The sequence below is a fragment of the Celeribacter sp. genome (assembly GCF_048270365.1).
Classification (GTDB): domain Bacteria; phylum Pseudomonadota; class Alphaproteobacteria; order Rhodobacterales; family Rhodobacteraceae; genus Celeribacter.
In genome coordinates this window covers 59884-77066 of record NZ_JBLWTA010000002.1, presented here as the reverse complement: position 1 = coordinate 77066, position 17183 = coordinate 59884, and the positions used below count along the sequence as shown (strand labels likewise).

General features: G+C 60.1%; 18 protein-coding genes and 2 tRNA genes. 6 read left to right on the top strand and 14 right to left on the bottom strand.

Going from position 1 to position 17183, the window contains the following annotated elements:
* Positions 1-82 precede the first annotated feature (82 nt).
* The 3 genes from ACN0X0_RS02935 to ACN0X0_RS02925 all read left to right on the top strand — a co-directional run bounded on the left by ACN0X0_RS02935 (position 83) and on the right by ACN0X0_RS02925 (position 1899).
* Positions 83-682, top strand: coding sequence for a heme NO-binding domain-containing protein (locus ACN0X0_RS02935; RefSeq protein ID WP_226549731.1), 600 nt, complete (start codon positions 83-85; stop codon positions 680-682).
* The gene (locus ACN0X0_RS02930) at positions 679-1716 is read left to right on the top strand and encodes a diguanylate cyclase domain-containing protein (protein WP_417277939.1); all 1038 of its coding nucleotides are present in this window, start codon (positions 679-681) and stop codon (positions 1714-1716) included. Before ACN0X0_RS02935 ends, ACN0X0_RS02930 begins: the two co-directional genes overlap by 4 nt.
* Positions 1717-1824: 108 nt before the next feature.
* Positions 1825-1899, top strand: a tRNA-Glu gene (locus ACN0X0_RS02925).
* Positions 1900-1983: 84 nt separating this feature from the next.
* On the opposite strand, the gene ACN0X0_RS02920 is transcribed toward ACN0X0_RS02925, so the two are convergent.
* From ACN0X0_RS02920 to ACN0X0_RS02900, 5 genes are read right to left on the bottom strand one after another with little or no spacing between them, the layout of a single operon-like run.
* Entirely contained in the window at positions 1984-2382 is a 399-nt protein-coding gene (locus ACN0X0_RS02920) for a DUF2177 family protein (RefSeq protein WP_417277938.1), read from the bottom strand.
* 32 nt (positions 2383-2414) lie between these two features.
* A complete protein-coding gene (locus ACN0X0_RS02915; protein WP_417277937.1) occupies positions 2415-3155 on the bottom strand; it encodes an SDR family NAD(P)-dependent oxidoreductase in 741 nt (246 codons plus the stop codon).
* Complete coding sequence (locus ACN0X0_RS02910) at positions 3148-4302, bottom strand: class I SAM-dependent methyltransferase (RefSeq protein WP_417277936.1); 1155 nt, start codon at positions 4300-4302, stop codon at positions 3148-3150. Before ACN0X0_RS02910 ends, ACN0X0_RS02915 begins: the two co-directional genes overlap by 8 nt.
* The gene (locus ACN0X0_RS02905) at positions 4302-5066 is read right to left on the bottom strand and encodes a DUF1365 domain-containing protein (protein WP_417277935.1); all 765 of its coding nucleotides are present in this window, start codon (positions 5064-5066) and stop codon (positions 4302-4304) included. The genes ACN0X0_RS02910 and ACN0X0_RS02905 overlap by 1 nt, the downstream gene beginning before the upstream one ends.
* On the bottom strand, positions 5063-6388 hold the full coding sequence (locus ACN0X0_RS02900; protein ID WP_417277934.1) for an NAD(P)/FAD-dependent oxidoreductase: 1326 nt from the start codon (positions 6386-6388) through the stop codon (positions 5063-5065). The genes ACN0X0_RS02905 and ACN0X0_RS02900 overlap by 4 nt, the downstream gene beginning before the upstream one ends.
* A 221-nt stretch (positions 6389-6609) precedes the next feature.
* Between ACN0X0_RS02900 and ACN0X0_RS02895 the strand changes: the two genes are divergently transcribed.
* A complete protein-coding gene (locus ACN0X0_RS02895; protein WP_417277933.1) occupies positions 6610-7203 on the top strand; it encodes a sigma-70 family RNA polymerase sigma factor in 594 nt (197 codons plus the stop codon).
* Complete coding sequence (locus tag ACN0X0_RS02890; RefSeq protein WP_417277932.1) at positions 7196-7831, top strand: ChrR family anti-sigma-E factor; 636 nt, start codon at positions 7196-7198, stop codon at positions 7829-7831. Before ACN0X0_RS02895 ends, ACN0X0_RS02890 begins: the two co-directional genes overlap by 8 nt.
* 103 nt (positions 7832-7934) lie before the next feature.
* Here the strand turns inward: ACN0X0_RS02890 and ACN0X0_RS02885 are convergent.
* The 6 genes from ACN0X0_RS02885 to ACN0X0_RS02860 all read right to left on the bottom strand — a co-directional run bounded on the left by ACN0X0_RS02885 (position 7935) and on the right by ACN0X0_RS02860 (position 13472).
* A tRNA-Glu gene (locus ACN0X0_RS02885) sits at positions 7935-8009 on the bottom strand.
* Positions 8010-8134: 125 nt separating this feature from the next.
* On the bottom strand, positions 8135-9880 hold the full coding sequence (gene recJ / locus ACN0X0_RS02880; protein ID WP_417277931.1) for a single-stranded-DNA-specific exonuclease RecJ: 1746 nt from the start codon (positions 9878-9880) through the stop codon (positions 8135-8137).
* Positions 9873-10421 (bottom strand): cysteine hydrolase family protein, encoded by a 549-nt coding sequence (locus ACN0X0_RS02875; protein ID WP_417277930.1) that lies wholly within the window; start codon positions 10419-10421, stop codon positions 9873-9875. Before ACN0X0_RS02875 ends, recJ begins: the two co-directional genes overlap by 8 nt.
* Before the next feature lie 83 nt (positions 10422-10504).
* Positions 10505-11467 carry a class II fructose-bisphosphatase gene (gene glpX, locus ACN0X0_RS02870; RefSeq protein ID WP_226549760.1) on the bottom strand — a complete coding sequence of 321 codons (963 nt, stop codon included), beginning with the start codon at positions 11465-11467 and terminating at the stop codon, positions 10505-10507.
* Positions 11468-11698: 231 nt separating this feature from the next.
* Positions 11699-13009 carry a homoserine dehydrogenase gene (locus ACN0X0_RS02865; RefSeq protein WP_417277929.1) on the bottom strand — a complete coding sequence of 437 codons (1311 nt, stop codon included), beginning with the start codon at positions 13007-13009 and terminating at the stop codon, positions 11699-11701.
* Positions 13010-13133: 124 nt separating this feature from the next.
* A complete protein-coding gene (locus ACN0X0_RS02860; RefSeq protein WP_417277928.1) occupies positions 13134-13472 on the bottom strand; it encodes a hypothetical protein in 339 nt (112 codons plus the stop codon).
* A 127-nt stretch (positions 13473-13599) separates the two neighbouring features.
* Here ACN0X0_RS02860 and ACN0X0_RS02855 point away from each other — a divergent pair, with 127 nt between their 5' ends.
* The gene (locus tag ACN0X0_RS02855) at positions 13600-14103 is read left to right on the top strand and encodes a hypothetical protein (RefSeq protein ID WP_417263547.1); all 504 of its coding nucleotides are present in this window, start codon (positions 13600-13602) and stop codon (positions 14101-14103) included.
* An 85-nt stretch (positions 14104-14188) separates the two neighbouring features.
* Here ACN0X0_RS02855 and ACN0X0_RS02850 read toward each other — a convergent pair whose 3' ends face one another.
* From ACN0X0_RS02850 to ACN0X0_RS02840, 3 genes are read right to left on the bottom strand one after another with little or no spacing between them, the layout of a single operon-like run.
* A complete protein-coding gene (locus ACN0X0_RS02850; RefSeq protein ID WP_417277927.1) occupies positions 14189-14866 on the bottom strand; it encodes a TadE/TadG family type IV pilus assembly protein in 678 nt (225 codons plus the stop codon).
* A gap of 10 nt (positions 14867-14876) precedes the next feature.
* The gene (locus ACN0X0_RS02845) at positions 14877-15422 is read right to left on the bottom strand and encodes a TadE/TadG family type IV pilus assembly protein (protein WP_417277926.1); all 546 of its coding nucleotides are present in this window, start codon (positions 15420-15422) and stop codon (positions 14877-14879) included.
* Positions 15419-17092, bottom strand: a complete 1674-nt coding sequence (locus tag ACN0X0_RS02840) for a pilus assembly protein TadG-related protein (RefSeq protein ID WP_417277925.1) — start codon at positions 17090-17092, stop codon at positions 15419-15421. Before ACN0X0_RS02840 ends, ACN0X0_RS02845 begins: the two co-directional genes overlap by 4 nt.
* Positions 17093-17183 lie beyond the last annotated feature (91 nt).

The window sequence follows — 17183 nt, the reverse complement described above, 5'->3', positions numbered from 1 at the left end:
AAGCCGCTTGGGTGGCAATTGGTAATTTCTTAAGAGTGGCCCGATACACCTCCCGCATGTGAATGTGGGAGGCATGGCGACCATGCATGGTATGATTAACCGGGCGATCCAATGCTTTATGCGCGATACCTATGGTGCGGACACCTGGGAAAAAGTCGCGGAACAGGCGGATCTCGGGTTCGACAATTTCGAGGCGATGCTCAGCTATCCGGACCAGATCACTCTGGATGTTCTGGGCCGTGCCGCGCGGCAATTGCACAAACCTGTGGAAACCTTTCTTGAGGACCTCGGCACCTATCTTGTCTCTCATCCAAATGTTGAGGCGATCCGACGTCTCCTGCGGTTCGGTGGCGAAAACTTCACGGAATTTCTATTTTCTCTCAATGAATTGGAAGGGCGCGCACAATTGGCGCTGCCGGATCTCGAGGTGCCGACACTTAAGGTCGAATATGCCGAAGACGGACGTTTCCGGCTCAGTTGTTCCAGTTCGATGCCGGGATTCGGCTATGCCATGGTGGGCGTGATGCGCGCGATGGCGGATGATTACGGTGCCTTGGTGTTTCTCGAACATCAGGGCTGGATGGATTCGGGCGAGGAAATCATCACCATCAACCTGTTAGAAGCGGCTTATACCGAAGGGCGCAGTTTCGAACTCTCCGAGCGGATCGGAGGTGAGCTATGAGTGTTGTTCGGCCTGTCACATTCGATGCGGCGCCTTTCCTGTCCTTCATGCCGATGAGCCTGATTTTCGCGGATTCGGGTGTGATCCTGTCGATCGGGCCGACCCTGGCGAAACTGCGTCCGGCTGAGGAGTTGATTGGCAAAGATGTGACGGAGGTCTTCTCCGTGCGCGACAACGGGCGCGGGCAGGGGAACTGTCCGGTTCCTTTGGACACGAAACTCTATTTGAAATTCCGCACGGGGGTGACCACGCGCCTCAAAGGCATGGCGGCTTCGATTCCTGGCACCGGCGTCAACATTCTGAACCTGTCGTTTGGCATTTCCATCGTCGATGCGGTGGCGGATTATCGTCTCACCGCCGGAGATTTTGCGCATACCGATCTGGCCATTGAGATGCTCTATCTGGTCGAAGCCAAATCTGCCGTGATGGAAGAAACCAAACAGCTGAACGCGCGACTTCAAGGCGCCAAGGTTGCCGCCGAAGAACAGGCCTTCACTGACACTTTGACGGGGCTCAAAAATCGCCGCGCCATGGATCACGTGCTCAAGCGGATGCTGCGGACCCGTGTGCCCTTCGCCCTCATGCATCTTGATCTGGATTACTTCAAATCCGTCAACGATACGCTGGGGCATGCTGCCGGCGATACCGTGCTTCAGGAAGTGGCCCGGATACTCTTGGCAGAAACCAGATCGGACGATTTGGTTGCTCGCGTGGGCGGTGATGAATTCATCCTGATCTATAACCGTTTCACGGATCACACCCGCCTGATGCAAACCGCGAAACGCATCATTTCGCGTCTCGAAGTGCCAGTGCCTTATCTGGACACTTTCTGCAAAATTTCCGGCTCCATCGGCATCACCACAACAGACTATTACAAAGCGCCGACGGCCGATGGCATGATTCATGACGCAGATCTCGCGCTTTATAGTTCGAAATACGAAGGCCGCGCGCAAGCCACCCTGTTTGATCCGGCCGAGCATCACGACACCCATGTCGAGGCCGCTCCACAGGGCACATCGCAAGACAAAAGATGAGCTGGCTTGCGGTTGTTTTAGCCTGCGTTCGGGAAAATAGCGGTCCTGTTCAGAATCCCTCTTGCGCCCCCCGCCGGGATTTCATAGATACGCGCTCACACCAAGCGCGGTCCGTTCGTCTATCGGTTAGGACGCCAGGTTTTCAACCTGGAAAGAGGGGTTCGATTCCCCTACGGACTGCCACTTCTCCCCCTTAGATTTATATGTGACGTCAGGATTATCCTGTATTGCCTCGCATGGATGCATGGCGTTCATGTTGTTGCGATTTCAACTGAAATGGCGCGCAATCAGGACACCGACCCAGGCCGACATTCCGGTCAACATCCCACCCCAGATCGTATCGGTCAAAACCTGTTGCAGCGACCAATCCTTGAGCGTGGCGTAATTGGTGAATTCATAGGTGCCATAGGCCAAAAGCCCCAACAGCACACCGCCGATCAGCGCCGCGACAGGGTCATTGTCCTTGAGCGCGGGCCAGGAGACGAACCACAACACACCCGCGACATAACCGAGATAGAACAGTGCCGCAGGGCCCAGTCGGAAGGGGTCGGCGAAGAGATGGCCGATGTGGCGTTCGAACACCGGTTTGATCAACAGGCGCAGCCCGATGGCGTCCACGACGAAAAAGATCAGGGCGGTGGAAACATAGAGGCTCGCGAGTTTCATGACGTGCTCCTTGGTGGCGTCTGTTGCGATGGTTATTGAACGAGGCGGCGGGTCAGTGGCAGGGAGGCCCAATAGGGCAAGGCGCGCATCAGTTTGAGGACGAGCGTCAGTCGACGTGGGAAATGCACTTCGAAACGCCGCTCATTCAGCCCTTTTACGATGAGCTCCGCGGCGCGCTCGGGCGGTATCACGGCGGGCATCTCGAAATTGTTTTGCGCTGTCAGCCGCGTGTCGACAAACCCCGGACTGATCAGGCGCACATCGATCTGACCGCTTAATTCCGCGCGCAGGCTTTCGACCAGATTGATCACCCCGGCCTTGGTGGCGGAGTAAATCTGACCCTGCGGCAGTCCGATATAGCCCGCGACGGACCCGCAGAGCGCCAATTGCCCGCCAGCCCGCAACAACGGCGGGGCGATCTGGGCGATGTGGAAGGTGCCCATGAGATTGACCGTGACAAGCTGGGCCGCGCGCTCCGGGTCCAAGTCTTTGATCTTGCCGGGATCATAGAGCGCGGCGAGATGGATGATACGGTCGAGCGGGCCCATGGCGGCGATCTTTTCCGCCGCCACCTCAAGGCTCCGCCGATCACTCACATCCAGCGCCACCGCGCGATGTGCGGCCCCGAGCCGGTCGGCCAAGGCGGTCAACTTGTCCTCGGAGCGCGCCGAGAGAATAAGATGCGCGCCCGTCGCCGCATAGGCCTCGGCCAGCTTTTCGCCAATGCCGTCGGAGGCGCCGATGATCCATATGCGTTCAGGGGCGTCAGGCATGGCGCAGCTCCACCTGCACGACATCGGTCTGACCCGCCGCAAAGGAGGCGGCGCAAATGCCGAGGTAGAACCGCCAACTGCGCAGGAACGCCTCGCCATAGCCGAGACGTTTCACCCGCGCGGTCTGCGCCGACAAACGCTGATCCCAGAGCGCGCAGGTGCGGGCGTAATCTTCACCAAAGGCAAAGTGATCCGTGACCTTGAGGCCAGCCCTCGCGGCCTGATCAAAGATCACCCGGTCGCTGAGCAACATGCCGCCCGGAAACGTATGTTGGCGAATGTAATCGGCGCTTTTGCGATAGGTTTCGAAATAGCTGTTTGGCACGGTGATGGCCTGCACCATGGCGCGCCCGCCCTCATTGAGCCGTGCTTTGAGGGTCGCGAAATAGGTCGGCCAATAGGTTTCGCCCACGGCTTCGATCATCTCAATGGAGACGATATGGTCAAAGCGGCCTTGGGTTTTGCGGTAGTCCTGAAGGCGAATTTCGGCACGTCCATCGAGGCGCGCGTCGGCATAGCCTTTTTGGCTAGGAGAAATCGTCAGCCCCGTCACATGGTGCCCGGCTTCTGCCGCGCGTTCGGCAAACCCGCCCCAGCCGCAGCCGATCTCCAGCACGCGCTCGCCCTTTAAATGGTTGAGAATGCGGTCGTATTTCTGCGCTTGAGCCGTCGCCAAATCGGTCTGATCGCCCGCAAACAGCGCCGAGGAATAGGTCATGCTGTCGTCGAGCCAGAGCTGATAGAATTCGTTGCCGACGTCGTAATGCGCGCGAATATTCCTGGCCGCGCCGCGCGGGGTATTGGCGCGCATCAGACGGTTCACGACCCGGTATTTCAGCGTGTTCCAAAAGCCTGCATAGGCATAACCGCGAAACTGGTAGAGGTTGCGAAGCGCGATTTCGGTCAGATCCTGCACCGAACTCGTATCCCAAAGCCCCGCAACATAGGTTTCGCCCAAACCGATATCGCCGCGCGCGGCAATCGCGGTCACCACCGACCAGTCGTAAATTTGCATTTCGGCGGCGGGGGTGCCGCGGCCAAAATCAAAAATCTCTCCCTCGGGCGTATGGAGCCGCAAACTGCCCACATTGATCTGGGCGCAGGTGTCTAAGAAGTCGCGTTTCACGCGGTTGGTAAGGAACAACATCAGCTGACCTCCTGTTCGGGCGGTGTTGGGCGGGTGCGGTAGGTCGCCCCTTTGAGTTTCAGGCGCAGGGCTTGCCAATAGATCAGAATGATCGTGCGCAGCGCGCCCAGCGGGCGGCGGAGCGCAGCTTTGACAAAGCCCAGATTGGTCATCGGCTGACGCGGGCCGGAGAGTGTCGCAATGACGCCCTCCTCGCCGTTGCGATGCAGAATGCGGATGGCGATTTGATCGCCCAGAACGCCAAAACCGAATTCGTAACCGCCCTTGATCTCTTGAAAGGGCGAAACGTGTAGGGCTTTGGGTTTTTCCAGACGCGTTTTCACCGTGATCGGGGCGAAATTGCCGTCGTTGCAAAAATAGGAGTGCCGGTCGCCGAAAGGCGTCGAGACCTCTGCGATCACAGCGATCAGGCCGGTGCCGCGATATATCAGCCAAAAGCTCACCGGGTTGAACACATAGGCAAGAAAACGCGGCTGAGTCAGAAGGTAGAGTTTGAGGTCGGGGTCGGTGAGCCCATGATCGGCCATGACTTCGCGCGCCCAGACCGCGCCGCGCCCCTGTTTGAGCGGACCGCCGTGGTCGATGTCATGGACGGAAAACAGGTTGAACCGATTGCGCGAAAACAAAAGAGGCGTCGGTTGATCCACCTCTGGTTCAATCAGCACATAATCCACGCCGTAACGAAACCCATGGCTCACGGCGCCTCTGCGTTTGTGCATCGTCACCGCTGGGATGTGATGCGGTATGCTTTTCCCGGTGGTCATGCGACGGAGCGCTCCAGATCGCGGTTCATGCGGCTTTCCATCAGGCGTTTGATCCGCACCGCACTGGCAAAGCCGTCCTCGTGAAAGCCGTGCCGCGTGTAGGCGCCCGCAAACCAGGTGTTGTTCTCGCCCTGCATCTCGGCCAAGCGGTTTTGCGCGGCCAAAGCCGGACCGTCGAAGACCGGATGCCGAAACGTCGTCTGGTCGTAAATCATCTCATCGCGCACTGGCTGGGCGGGGTTCAAAGAGACAAAGAGCGGATCGCTCTCCGGGATATTTTGCAGCTTGTTCATCCAATAGGTGACGCCGATCGCGGTTTCCGTTTTCGTCGTGTCGGCCTTGTAAACCCAGCTCGACCAGACCTTTTTGCGCATCGGCATCTGCGTGGTGTCACGGTGCAGGATCACCTCATTGTCTTGGAACCGCATGGCCGAAAGTGTCGCTTGTTCCGCCTGCGTCGGACGGTCCAGAAGCCGCAGGGCCTGATCGGAATGGCAGGCGAAAATCACATGATCGAAGGGCTCCAAAGGCCCCGCCGCACTGTGCACCAAGCTTTGCGTCCCGAACCGGGTGACGCCCTGAACCGGCGTGCCGGGACGAAGCGCCACACCCTGCCCACGCAGGTGATGCTCAAGGCGCGTGACATAGGACTGGCTGCCGCCCTCGACGGTCCACCATTGGTGCTGGCCCGAGGTGCTCAAAAGCGCATGGTTGCGGAAGAACTGCACCAGAGCGCGGGCCGGAAAGGCGCGGATTTGATCCGGCGGTGTCGACCAGATCGCACCTGACAAGGGCGTCAGGTAAAAGCGTTGAAACCATTCCCCCAAGCGCAGCTCATCCATCAACGCGCCGATGGTCAGCGTCTCGTCTTTGGCAAGCTCTTCCGCGCGGGCATTAAAGCGCAGAATATCGCGGATCATACGGGCAAAGCCGGGCCGCGCGAGGTTGCGCTTTTGGGCGGTCAGCGCCGTGAGGTCATTGAGGCCATATTCGATCCGGCCTTGGTCAATGCTGGCGCCAAAGCTCATATCGCTTTTGATCACCGGCACGTCGAGGTCCATGAACATGCGTGTCAGATGCGGGTAATTGGCGTAGTTGAAGACGATAAACCCGGTGTCGACCGGCTGATCGCCGTTCAGGCCGGCCATCACGGTGCGGGCATGACCGCCCAGACGCGGCGCGGCCTCGAACAGCGTCACCGCATGGGTCGGTGCCAAAAGGTAGGCCGCAGCCAGACCCGAGATGCCGCCGCCGATGATGGCAACACGCGCAGCACCTGGATCGGAACGCTGAGGCTCGAAAGGAAGGGCATCGAATGACATCGGGGACTCCGCTCTGGTTTGCCGCTTGTTTTAAAGGGATTACGGGCGCCCGAAAAAAATAGATCAAAAAATAGATCGAAAATGATCCGACTTTCTTTTGCGCCCGTAAAAAGACTATGTTGGTTGCAAGCACAGATTATCCCGCGACATCTCGCAGGGGCCACCAGCGCCCACCTCCGTCGATCACGTCGGGCGGGTGCGAGGAAAGGGCGCGCAAGACCATGACACATGTGACCTCGCCCGATCCCGACACCGCTGATACGGCGGCGTTCTCACAGGAAACGCTTTGGATGCTCGCCGTGCGCGATCAGCGGGACAAGGCGGCTTTTTCGGCACTTTTCGATCATTTCGCGCCCCGGCTCAAAGGATTTATCATGCGCTCCGGCATGGGCGGCGGGCAAGCCGAGGAAGTCGTGCAAGAGGTCATGCTGACGGTCTGGCGGAAGGCGGATCTGTTCGATCCGGGCCGTGCGCAGGTGTCCGGTTGGATTTACCAAATTGCGCGAAATCGACAGATCGATGTGATCCGAAAGGAAAACCGCCCCGTACCCGAAGAGCTTTATGAGGATCAGGGCAGCGTGCCTGACGCCAGTCAGGTGGTGGGCTTAGAACAGGAAGCCACTGAATTGCGACAGGCGCTCGGTCGGTTGAAGCCGGACCAGCGCGAGATGATAGAAAAGGCCTATCTGGGCGAATTGACCCATCAGGAGATCAAATCGCAGACCGGCCTGCCGCTTGGCACAATCAAATCCCGCATTCGTCTGGGGTTGGAGAGATTGCGCCATGAATTGAAGGACATGCGGACAGATGACTGAGATCACGCATCATATCCCCGACGCCTTGATGGCGGCCTACACGACCGGGTCCTTGCCGGAGCCCTACGCCTTGGTTGTGGCGACGCATTTGTCGATGTGTCTGGAGTGCCGCGCAAGCTACGAGGCGCATCAGGCGCTGGGTGGCGCGGTGCTTGAGACTGCTGACGCGGCGGCTGTGTCCGAGGCGTTGAAATCCGATGTATTGGCGCTTTTGGACGCGCCCGTGGCGGATGAGCCGGTTCACAAACGTTCCGGCGTTTACCCCGGACCGATCATGGCGGCCTTGAAAGGTCGTGCGCCCAAGTGGAAATCGCTGGGCCTCGGTGTGCGCCAATGCATCCTGTCGGGCAATGCCGAAGGCTCCGTGCGGCTATTGTATATTCCACCGGGGCAGGCCGTGCCGGATCACGGGCACAACGGTTTGGAAATGACGCTGGTGCTACAAGGCAGTTTCAGCGACGAAACCGGTTGGTTCGGTGTCGGCGATGTCGAATTGGCCGATCAGGAGCTGGAGCACACACCGATTGCCGATGCAGGCCCACCCTGTATCTGCCTCGCGGCCACCGATGCGCCTTTGCGCTTCAATTCCTTCGTGCCGCGGCTTCTTCAACCGATTTTCCGCATTTGAACCGCCACGGGCGGTTCAAAGCCTGTGTATCGAATGGGCGCATTTGCGTGCAGAAGCGCAGCATATGCTGTGCCTTCATAGCGTCGATTTTCGGGGAGAAAAGTGGCAGTCCGTAGGGGAATCGAACCCCTCTTTCCAGGTTGAAAACCTGGCGTCCTAACCGATAGACGAACGGACCGCGCTTGGTGTGAGCGCGTATCTATGAAATCCCGGCGGGGGGCGCAAGAGGTATTTTGTCTTTCGCGTGCGTTTTTTGAAAAACTGATGACAGTGGGCGATGTCGCATTGGGAATGCGCCGAGGTTTACGCCTCGGCCGCATCCTCGAGACGCAGTTGCACCGATTGTCGCCCGCCCCAGGTGTTGATCTCCAGACGTCCCGCCAGATGGAAGCGCGCACCGCCGTGGCGTTCGAGCGCGGGGCCGAGCGGGCCGTCGAAAGCGCCAAAGCTGATCGCATCGATGCGCGGGCCGACACCGGCGGAAAAGGTCACTTTGAGATGGCTTTCACCGACGCGGCGGGCGAAGTGAATGGCGCAGTCGGGGAAAGCAAAGCGTGGGGCAGGGGCCGAAGCGCCATAGGGGCCGGCGGCCTCCAGTTGTGCGATCAGCTCGGGCGTGGCGGCGGCGGGCATCAAAAGCCCGTCGAGTTTCAAATCCGACGGCCCGAGATCGCCCGCGCCCTGTTTGCCCAATAGCTCGGCCAGCCGTTCCATCGCGGGCTCTAATTGATCGCGCATCACGGTCAGACCCGCCGCCATTTTATGCCCGCCGCCTTTGACCAAAAGCCCCTCGGCGGCCAGCCGCTGGATCGAGGCACCGAGATCGACGCCTGAGACAGACCGCCCGGACCCTTTGCCGACGCCGTCTTCGTCGAAACCGATCACAACGGCGGGGCGATTGGTGGATTCTTTCAGGCGCGAGGCGACGATGCCCACGACGCCCGGATGCCAACCATCGCCAGCGGCCCACACGAGAGGGGCCTCCAGCCCGCGCAGTTCGGCCTGCACCAGCGCCTCGGCGCGCACGGCGTTCTCCACCTCGCGACGTTCGGTGTTGAGCGCATCAAGCCGTTCAGCGAGCGCCTGCGCCTCATGCGGGTCTTCGGTGGACAACAGCCGCGCGCCGAGATCGGCCGCACCGATCCGCCCGCCGGCGTTGATCCGGGGGCCGAGCATGAAGCCCAGTGAATAAGAGGTTGGCGCCGAATCCATGCGGGAGACATCGGCCAGCGCGCGCAACCCAATGCGCTCGCGTCGGGCCATCACTTTTAGTCCCTGCCGCACCAGCGCACGGTTCACGCCGATCAGGGGCGCGACGTCGGCGACGGTGGCGAGAGCGACGAGATCGAGCATCGCCATGAGATCAGGGCCTTTGGCGCCCTCGGCCCGCATCTGACGCCCCGCTTCGACGAGCATGAGAAACACCACGGAGGCGGCGCAGAGATGCGCCAGATCGCCGCTCTCATCCTGGCGGTTCGGGTTCACCACGGCGACACAATCGGGCAGGGTCTCGCCGCCCAAATGGTGATCCAGTACCACCACATCCGCGCCTTTGGCAGCGGCGATGGCGTCATGGGAGAGTGTGCCGCAATCGACACAGATGATCAGGTCGTGATCCCGGGCCAGCGCCTCCATCGCGGGCTCATTCGGCCCATAACCCTCGTCGATCCGGTCGGGAATATAGAGCGTCGCGGGGCGCCCCAACTGCTTGAGCCATGTGATCAAAAGCGCAGCCGAGGTGCCGCCATCGACATCGTAATCGGCGAAAACGGCGACTTTCTCATTGGATTTGACCGCTTTGAGAAACCGCGTGGCCGCCACGCCCATGTCTTTGAGCGTCAAAGGATCGGGCAGCAACTCTTTGAGTTTTGGGTCGAGAAATCCCGCGACCTCTTCGGGCGTCACACCGCGACGGGCGAGCGTTTGACAGAGCGGCAGGGGGAGGGCGGTTTGCTGCGCCAGAGCCTCGGCCTGACGGTCGCGCTCGACCGAAGGGCCGACCCAGCGGCGGCCTGTGAGGGAGGCGGAGACATTGAGAAAATCAGCCATGGTTCACAATATCGCTGACGCTGCGGGCAGATGCAAATTCGCCGTGCAGGTGGCTGACGGCAGAGGTGTGAATCTCTTCGGCGGACATCTTGGGCAAGTCGGCCCAGGAGGTGTCGGCGTTGCTCTCAAACGCGGCGCAGGCATCATGCGCCAGCGTCACGGCAAATTCGAGGTTGGCGGCCATGCGCGCGGTGGTCGAGACGCAATGCGGCGTGGTGAGCCCGCAGATCACCAGATCGGTGCATCCTGTCTGACGCAAATGCGCCTCAAGGCCGGTGCCGATAAAGGCGGAATTGACGGATTTTTCGAAAATGAGCTCACCGGCAAGAGGCGTCACTTCGGCTTTGAAGGTCAGACCCTCTCCTGACAGGGGCGAGCCCGTTTCGCGTGAGGCATGGCGAATGTGGATCACCTCCCAATTCTGTGTGCGGGCATGGGTCAAAAGGCGTCCGGCGTTGACCTCTGCGTCAGGGGCGTTGCGGCGCCCCCAGCTCGGGTCGTCGAACCCGGTTTGAATGTCGATGAGAATGAGTGCGCGCATAAAAAAATCCCTTCGCGGGCCATTTGCCAGCGAAGGGAGAACAATGTCCAGACCTGGGACGGCTTTGACCGTCCCAAGCGCGTTTACTTGATCGGGTTGCGATAGGTCATGTGACGCACAGAGCCGGTTTTCGAGCGCATCAGGATGGTTTCCGTGGTCAGGAAGCCCGGCTCGCGTTTGATCCCCGGCACGATGGAGCCGTCGGTCACGCCGGTGGCGGCGAAGATCACATCGGAGGTCACCAGCTCGTCGCGGGAATAGATTTTGTCGAGATCGGTGATGCCCGCTTTGGCGGCGCGACCACGCTCGTCATCGTTGCGGAACAACAGCTTGCCCCACATCTGACCACCCATGCATTTCAATGCGGAAGCCGCCAGAACGCCCTCAGGCGCGCCGCCGGAGCCCATATACATGTCGATGCCGGTTTTCGGCTCGGCGCAGTGGATCACACCGGCGACATCGCCATCGGTGATCAAGCGGATCGCAGCACCCGTGGCGCGCAGCTCGGCGATCATGTCCTCATGACGCGGACGTTCGAGCACACAGAGCGTGATCTCTTTCGGCGTGACACCTTTGGCTTTCGCGAGCGCCTCGACGCGTTCGGTCGGGGTCATGTCGAGCGAGACGACGTCTTTCGGATAGCCCGGCCCGATCGCCAGTTTTTCCATGTAAACGTCGGGGGCGTGCAACAACGTGCCGCGCGGCGCCATGGCGATCACGGTCAGCGCATTCGGCATGTCTTTCGCGGTCAGCGTGGTGCCTTCGAGCGGGTCGAGCGCGATGTCCACCGCCGGGCCATTGCCGGTACCGACGTTTTCGCCGATGTAGAGCATCGGAGCCTCGTCGCGTTCGCCTTCGCCGATCACCACGACGCCCTGGATGTCCAGAGAGTTGAGCTGTTCGCGCATGGCGTTCACAGCGGCCTGGTCCGCGGCTTTCTCGTCACCGTGGCCGACGTAATCGGCGGAGGCGATGGCGGCCTGTTCGGCCACACGGGCGAGGCCAAGGGAAAGCATGCGGTCATAAAAAGCGGGGGCTTGCGACATAGTGTAGGGGTCCTTTTGAGACGGACAGGAAGTTCTGTTCTTCTTCATGACCACATGTTCCCAATCGGAGCAAGGGCGCTGGGTCCCTCTGGGCGCTAACATTTCGATGTTTGCGCCAACACGCTGATCTGGATGAAATTTTTACAACAATTGCGTCTCAATTGCATGGCAATTGAATAGGCCAAAGTCCGAGGGTTTCAGAAGCGAGGTCGGGGCCCGAGGCCCCAGACGTCAAACGTTTTCGATGCGGATCGCGACAGGGTCGGTCGCCAGCACGGAGGTGGCTTTCATCCCCGCCAAAGCGGCATCGAGAGAGCTGCGCGAGGTGGCATCGGTGACGATGAGCACGGGTGCGATCTCCGGGTTGGCGTCTTGGCCGTATTGGCGCATCCGGTCGATGGAAACGCCCGCGTCGCCCAAAGCGGCGGCGATCTTCGCCAAGGCGCCGGGTTTGTCCAAAAGCGACATGCGCAAATAATAAGGCGCAGGCGTCGCGGCGACAGCCGGGGTGGATTTGTCCAGTGTAGTCGCCGGGGCACCAAAGGTCGGCACACGGATGCCGCGCGCGATGTCCAAGACGTCGGACATGACGGCGGAGGCGGTGGGGCCTTCGCCCGCGCCTGCACCACGCAGTACGATCTGACCCACTTCGTCGCCTTCGAGCACGACCATATTGGTGGCGTTCTCAAGCTGGCCGAGCGGAGAGAGCGCAGGCACGAGGCAAGGCGTCATGCGTTGTTCAAGGCCACGACCGGTCATCTGGGCCACACCCAAAAGCTTGATGCGATAGCCCATATCGGCGGCGTGGCGGATGTCCTCGATGGTGATCCGCTCGATGCCTTCGAGGACCATATTGTCAAAATCGACCTGCGTGCCAAAGCCGATGGCGGCCAGAAGCGCCAGTTTATGGCCTGCGTCGATGCCGCCCACGTCCAGTGTCGGATCGGCCTCCAGATAGCCAAGAGCCTTTGCCGCCTCAAAGACCTCATCGTAGCTCAGGCCCTCGTTCTCCATCCGGGTCAGGATGTAGTTGCAGGTGCCGTTCATCACGCCCGCGATGCGCTCGATGCGGTTGCCCGCCAAGCCCTCGGTCAGCGATTTGATCACCGGGATGCCGCCGGCAACAGCGGCCTCAAACCGCAGCACGGCGCCCTTGGCTTCGGCCTTTTCCGCAAGCATCTGGCCGTGGTGAGCCAGCATCGCCTTGTTGGCGGTGACGACATCCTTGCCAACCGCCAGAGCCGCTTCGGTCGCGGCCTTGGCCGGACCATCGGAGCCGCCCATCAGCTCGACGAAGAGGTCCACATCGTCACGCAGCGCCAAAGCGACGGGATCGTCTTCCCAGGCGTAGGACGAAATATCGACGCCGCGATCCTTGTCTTTCGAGCGGGCAGAGACGGCGGTGATCACCACGGGGCGACCGGTGCGTTGCGCCAAGAGATTGGCCTTGCGCTGGACGATCTTGATCACGCCGACGCCAACGGTGCCAAGGCCTGCAATGCCGAGACGCAGGGGGGCTTGGGAGGACGTAGGTTTGGGCATGAGAAGCTCCGGCTGGGTGAGAAAACTGACCGTTCTGATAGCCGCGAACGGGGGCATATGCAACTCATGTTGGACAGGGGCGTTGCGGCCTGTGCGCCTGATCTCGTGTGAGTGGCTGAGGAGATTACTGAGTGGCGTCAAGACGCGCGATGGAGGTCAAAAGCAGGCTACGCTCGGAAGTGCTCAGAACCGGCGTTTGCGACAGGCGGCGGGCACGAGACCTGAGTGCCGCAGCGCGGGCCTCAAGGCTTTGCGCCTGCATTTGGCTGTCTGCCGCCGCTGTCTCATCGGTCGCGCCTTGTGCCAACGCTGTGGTGTCCAACAGGCTGGGCCAGGCGAGATTTGGGTCCACGGGGGCCACACGCCCCGACAGGTCGGGGCGGTCCGTACAAGCCGACAGACCGAGGATCAGAGCGATCAGGCCAGTTGTCAGCAGCGAAGGCATGGCACGGATATGCGGCATGAGAGATTCCTAAATCAGTGCCCCCGTTCTAGCCCGCGCGGCGCATGTGGACAATCCGCCTTTGCCTTTCCCTTTTCCGCGAGCCGGGCTAAAGCCTTTTGAGCAGAGGACCGCCAGGAGAGAGCCCGTGACCGATCTGAAGACGACCGATCTAAATGTGACGCCATCAATGATGCGGCGCGTGACCGCCGTTGGCATGTTGGTGGTGCTGGGCGTGTTGCTCTTGCGGGTGGCTCTTGGGCCGGAGGGGCTTGGCGGAGGCTGGCTCGCAATGCTTTTGGTGATGGCCGCGGGCGTGTTGTGGGTGGCCTTTCGCCTGTGGCAGGCCACGGCGTTGCGGCTGGTTCTGACCGAAGACGCGCTGGTCGAAGAGGCGGCGGATGGCTCGCGGGGCCGTGTGCTCTGCCGGTTGGACGAGATCGCGCGGGTCGAGCGGGGCACCTTTGCCTTCAAACCTTCGAACGGCTTTGTCATCCGGCTGAACGCCCCCGCCGCCCGAGTCTGGGCGCCGGGGCTGTGGTGGCGGTTCGGCAAACGTCTGGGCGTTGGCGGGGTGACACCTGCGGGGCAGGGCAAGGCCATGGCCGATGTGATCGCGGCCCGGATCGGTGGTCTCGGTCGGATCGACTGACCGGATGAAGAGGTGCCCCTCTTAACACAGAGACAGGTACTTATGAGGCTGGCATTCCTGCGGTTTCAGATGCGGTAAGGATGCTTTAGTGCCACCAATTCCAGCCGGAGGTGTTTGTCCCCGTTGAATTGCCCGAGGCGTCGACATCGCTGTCATCGGAATCCTGGTGTTCGGTATCGTTGATTTCCGTCGAGCCGTCATCAAACACCACCTGCGAGGCGAAACGCGGTTTCGTGGTGACGATATCGGCGAATTCCATCTCGGTCAGTCCAATCCGGAACAAAGGCATCCAAGGGCGCAGGGTTTCGACCACAACGACCTCTTCGCCGTCGGCCATGAGCGGCAGGCGGGGTTCAAGGACACTGACGCCTTCCCCGCTCAGGGCGCTGTAGTCGCCGATGCCGTAGGACCAGACCATTTCGTAATATTCGTTCTCATCCTCGTCGATCACGAATTGCACGGCGGAGACGCGCATGGAGATGTCGCCCTCGTTGTTGAGGAACTTGTAGAGCTCTCCCAACCCGTCGAGGAAGTTCGCATCAATCGTATCGGTCTGACGCGATATATAATCCGAGATCGTGTAATTCGCCTTGTTCGCCTGTGTCTTGGCCTCGAAGGCGAGAAAGAATGTGTAGATGAACATGATCAAAAAGATCAGGAACGGGGCCATGAACATGGCCTCCAAGGACATCGAGCCGGCCTCGTCGCGATGAAAGGCCTTGGTCAGTTTGCGCAGGAGCTGTCTGGGATTCATATGTGTCATGATCGGCCCCTTAACTGTTCGGCTCGTTGACGAAACCGGCGGTTGAGACCAGCGCATAGCCCGAGCCTTCGGTGCGCTGCATGGCGGCGCCCAGCCAGGTGGTCGGGAAAATCGGGTCGACATTGACGCAGGCCCGCACCAGCATCAGCTCGTTTTCGCCGCCGTCTGTAAAGGTGGTGTTCGGCGTCACGTTCTGAGAGCGGTCGATACAGGCCGCGATGGCATCGGGACGCACAAAGTTGCGGGCATCGACGGGTTCCAGCGCGATGTGGATGTTTTCGTCGCATTTGCGCACGTAACGGGCATATTCGCAGGTCGCGGATTTGAGTCGCGTGAGCGTCACGGTGGGCATGTTGCCCAAACGCACATCGCGTACGGCCAGATCGAGCCCGCGGTCCAGCATGGCGCCGGTCACGGAGTAATAGCCGATCTCATAGCCGCCCATCATCAGGAATATGAAGGCCGGAAACACAAACACGAATTCCACCGTGGCGACGCCGTCCTCGTCTTTGGCGTGACGGCGGCTGAGGCGGCGAAGCTTGGACAGAATGCTCATTGAACCAACCTCAGCTCGGTGATCTTCGTGGCAATGGCAGAGAAGGCCTCGGCAATCTCCATCCCCTCCACATCGTAATAATGTGCGTCCGAAGAGGCGCAGCTGCGCATGACGTTTTGTCCGGCAGTCGGGGCCTCGAACCCGATGGCAAAGATGATGATCCCGGCTTCTTTCGCGGTGGAGCAAATGTCCAACAGGCGGTTGTCCTTGGTGTTGGTGCCGTAGCTTTTGCGCGTCGCGTCGCGCCAGTCGTAGTAGACGTTGCTGTTGTTCGCCGCGAGGTAGCGGGCGTAGGCGTGGTTGTAGACGGTCATCTTGGACCAGACTTCCGACCAAGTCATTTCCCAGATGTTGCCGGAGCCTAAGCTGTAGGGCAGGCTGCTTGAGATGCTGTTGTTCTGGATTTTTGTATAATATGTCGTGTTCCAGCAATTATAGTAATTGCAGGATCTTCGATCTGCGCTGACATAGACATAGCCGTTCTTGTCCTTGTAGACGCCGGTGTGTTCATCGTCGTCGCGGTAGGGATCGGGCATGAAATATTGGCTGGTGTGCGAGCCGTCTGTCATCACCACGATGAATTTCTGGGCCTCGGACGGATCGGCCGGATGTTCAGAGCCCGAGACCGATTGTGCCGAAGTGTCCAAAAGGGCGACGCCCCATTTCATCCCCAGATCGATCGATGTGTTGCCGTAGGCGGAAAGCGCCGAGATGTAATTCTTGATCTGGGTCTGGTTGTTGGAAAAGGGCAGGATCTCACGCGAGCTGGCCGACGCACAAGTTGGGTCCTGCAAGGCCATGTCCAGATCGTTCCAGTTGTTGTTGAACGCGTCGAAATCCATGGTCTGGTCGTAGTAACGGATCGTGCCCTCGGCATCCGCATATTGCAGCGCCAGCATCGAAAAATCGTCTTCCACGAAGTTGATGCAGTGAGATTTGTTATGGGGATTCGAGATGTTGAGCTTGGACAGAATGCCCTGACCCGCATTCACCTGCGTGGCATAGGGAACCACGGAAAAGGACACTTCGTCGCTGCCGGCGCTGGCAAAGACGGTGTCGGTAAAGTCACGCGCGGCGGATTTGAGGTTGGTCAGACGGCTGTAGTTGTTCATCGAGCCGGAGACGTCGAGCACCATCGACACCTCAAGCCCCGACAGACCCTGTTCCGCCATGCTGTGGCTGGCAAGTTCGAGCTCGTTGATGGCGGCGAATTTCATGAAATAGGTGGGCAGCGAAGCCTCCACCGAGGCGCTGACTTGACGACCGTCGCCCAGAGGCACGATCTTGATATCGTCCTCTTTGAGATATTGGCTCAGGCCCGCCTTGGCGAAATAGTCGATGATGACGTCTTTGGGGGCGTTGGTGTTTTCAAGGTTGGTTGCGGCAAGAACCGCGCGGTCGAGGGTGTTCTGCAACTCTGTGCGCAACGCTTCGTGACGCACGATGTCGATGCCGATCCCGGCCAGCAGCAGGATGATCACAAAGGTGAACATGCCAAAAATCGTGAAGGAGCCATGCTCGTCGCGCGCAAAATCCCGGCGCAAACGCCACATGTCCGCCAGCGCCTTCAGGCGCCCGGAGTTTACAAGATGTTCGGACGCGGGGGTTATCCCTCGGCCCGATTTTAACAGATGAAGTCCCGCTTCGCGGCTTTCAACCTTACCCAACATGACACCGTCTCTTTATGCGAGTGGTGCCCCCAATTCCCCAGTATGTGCTTTGATGTGGCCGGGTTTTCCCGTGCATACACGCCTCACACGG

Bases quoted from the DNA above. Each gene is read 5' to 3' on its own strand.
- ACN0X0_RS02905 (WP_417277935.1), bottom strand. From the start codon at position 5,066: ATGACCACCGGGAAAAGCATACCGCATCACATCCCAGCGGTGACGATG.
- ACN0X0_RS02860 (WP_417277928.1), bottom strand. From the start codon at position 13,472: ATGCCGCATATCCGTGCCATGCCTTCGCTGCTGACAACTGGCCTGATC.
- ACN0X0_RS02900 (WP_417277934.1), bottom strand. From the start codon at position 6,388: ATGTCATTCGATGCCCTTCCTTTCGAGCCTCAGCGTTCCGATCCAGGT.
- ACN0X0_RS02895 (WP_417277933.1), top strand. From the start codon at position 6,610: ATGACACATGTGACCTCGCCCGATCCCGACACCGCTGATACGGCGGCG.
- ACN0X0_RS02865 (WP_417277929.1), bottom strand. From the start codon at position 13,009: ATGCCCAAACCTACGTCCTCCCAAGCCCCCCTGCGTCTCGGCATTGCA.
- ACN0X0_RS02935 (WP_226549731.1), top strand. From the start codon at position 83: ATGCATGGTATGATTAACCGGGCGATCCAATGCTTTATGCGCGATACC.
- recJ (WP_417277931.1), bottom strand. From the start codon at position 9,880: ATGGCTGATTTTCTCAATGTCTCCGCCTCCCTCACAGGCCGCCGCTGG.
- ACN0X0_RS02850 (WP_417277927.1), bottom strand. From the start codon at position 14,866: ATGACACATATGAATCCCAGACAGCTCCTGCGCAAACTGACCAAGGCC.
- ACN0X0_RS02915 (WP_417277937.1), bottom strand. From the start codon at position 3,155: ATGCCTGACGCCCCTGAACGCATATGGATCATCGGCGCCTCCGACGGC.
- ACN0X0_RS02910 (WP_417277936.1), bottom strand. From the start codon at position 4,302: ATGTTGTTCCTTACCAACCGCGTGAAACGCGACTTCTTAGACACCTGC.
- ACN0X0_RS02890 (WP_417277932.1), top strand. From the start codon at position 7,196: ATGACTGAGATCACGCATCATATCCCCGACGCCTTGATGGCGGCCTAC.
- glpX (WP_226549760.1), bottom strand. From the start codon at position 11,467: ATGTCGCAAGCCCCCGCTTTTTATGACCGCATGCTTTCCCTTGGCCTC.
- ACN0X0_RS02920 (WP_417277938.1), bottom strand. From the start codon at position 2,382: ATGAAACTCGCGAGCCTCTATGTTTCCACCGCCCTGATCTTTTTCGTC.
- ACN0X0_RS02875 (WP_417277930.1), bottom strand. From the start codon at position 10,421: ATGCGCGCACTCATTCTCATCGACATTCAAACCGGGTTCGACGACCCG.
- ACN0X0_RS02845 (WP_417277926.1), bottom strand. From the start codon at position 15,422: ATGAGCATTCTGTCCAAGCTTCGCCGCCTCAGCCGCCGTCACGCCAAA.
- ACN0X0_RS02930 (WP_417277939.1), top strand. From the start codon at position 679: ATGAGTGTTGTTCGGCCTGTCACATTCGATGCGGCGCCTTTCCTGTCC.
- ACN0X0_RS02840 (WP_417277925.1), bottom strand. From the start codon at position 17,092: ATGTTGGGTAAGGTTGAAAGCCGCGAAGCGGGACTTCATCTGTTAAAA.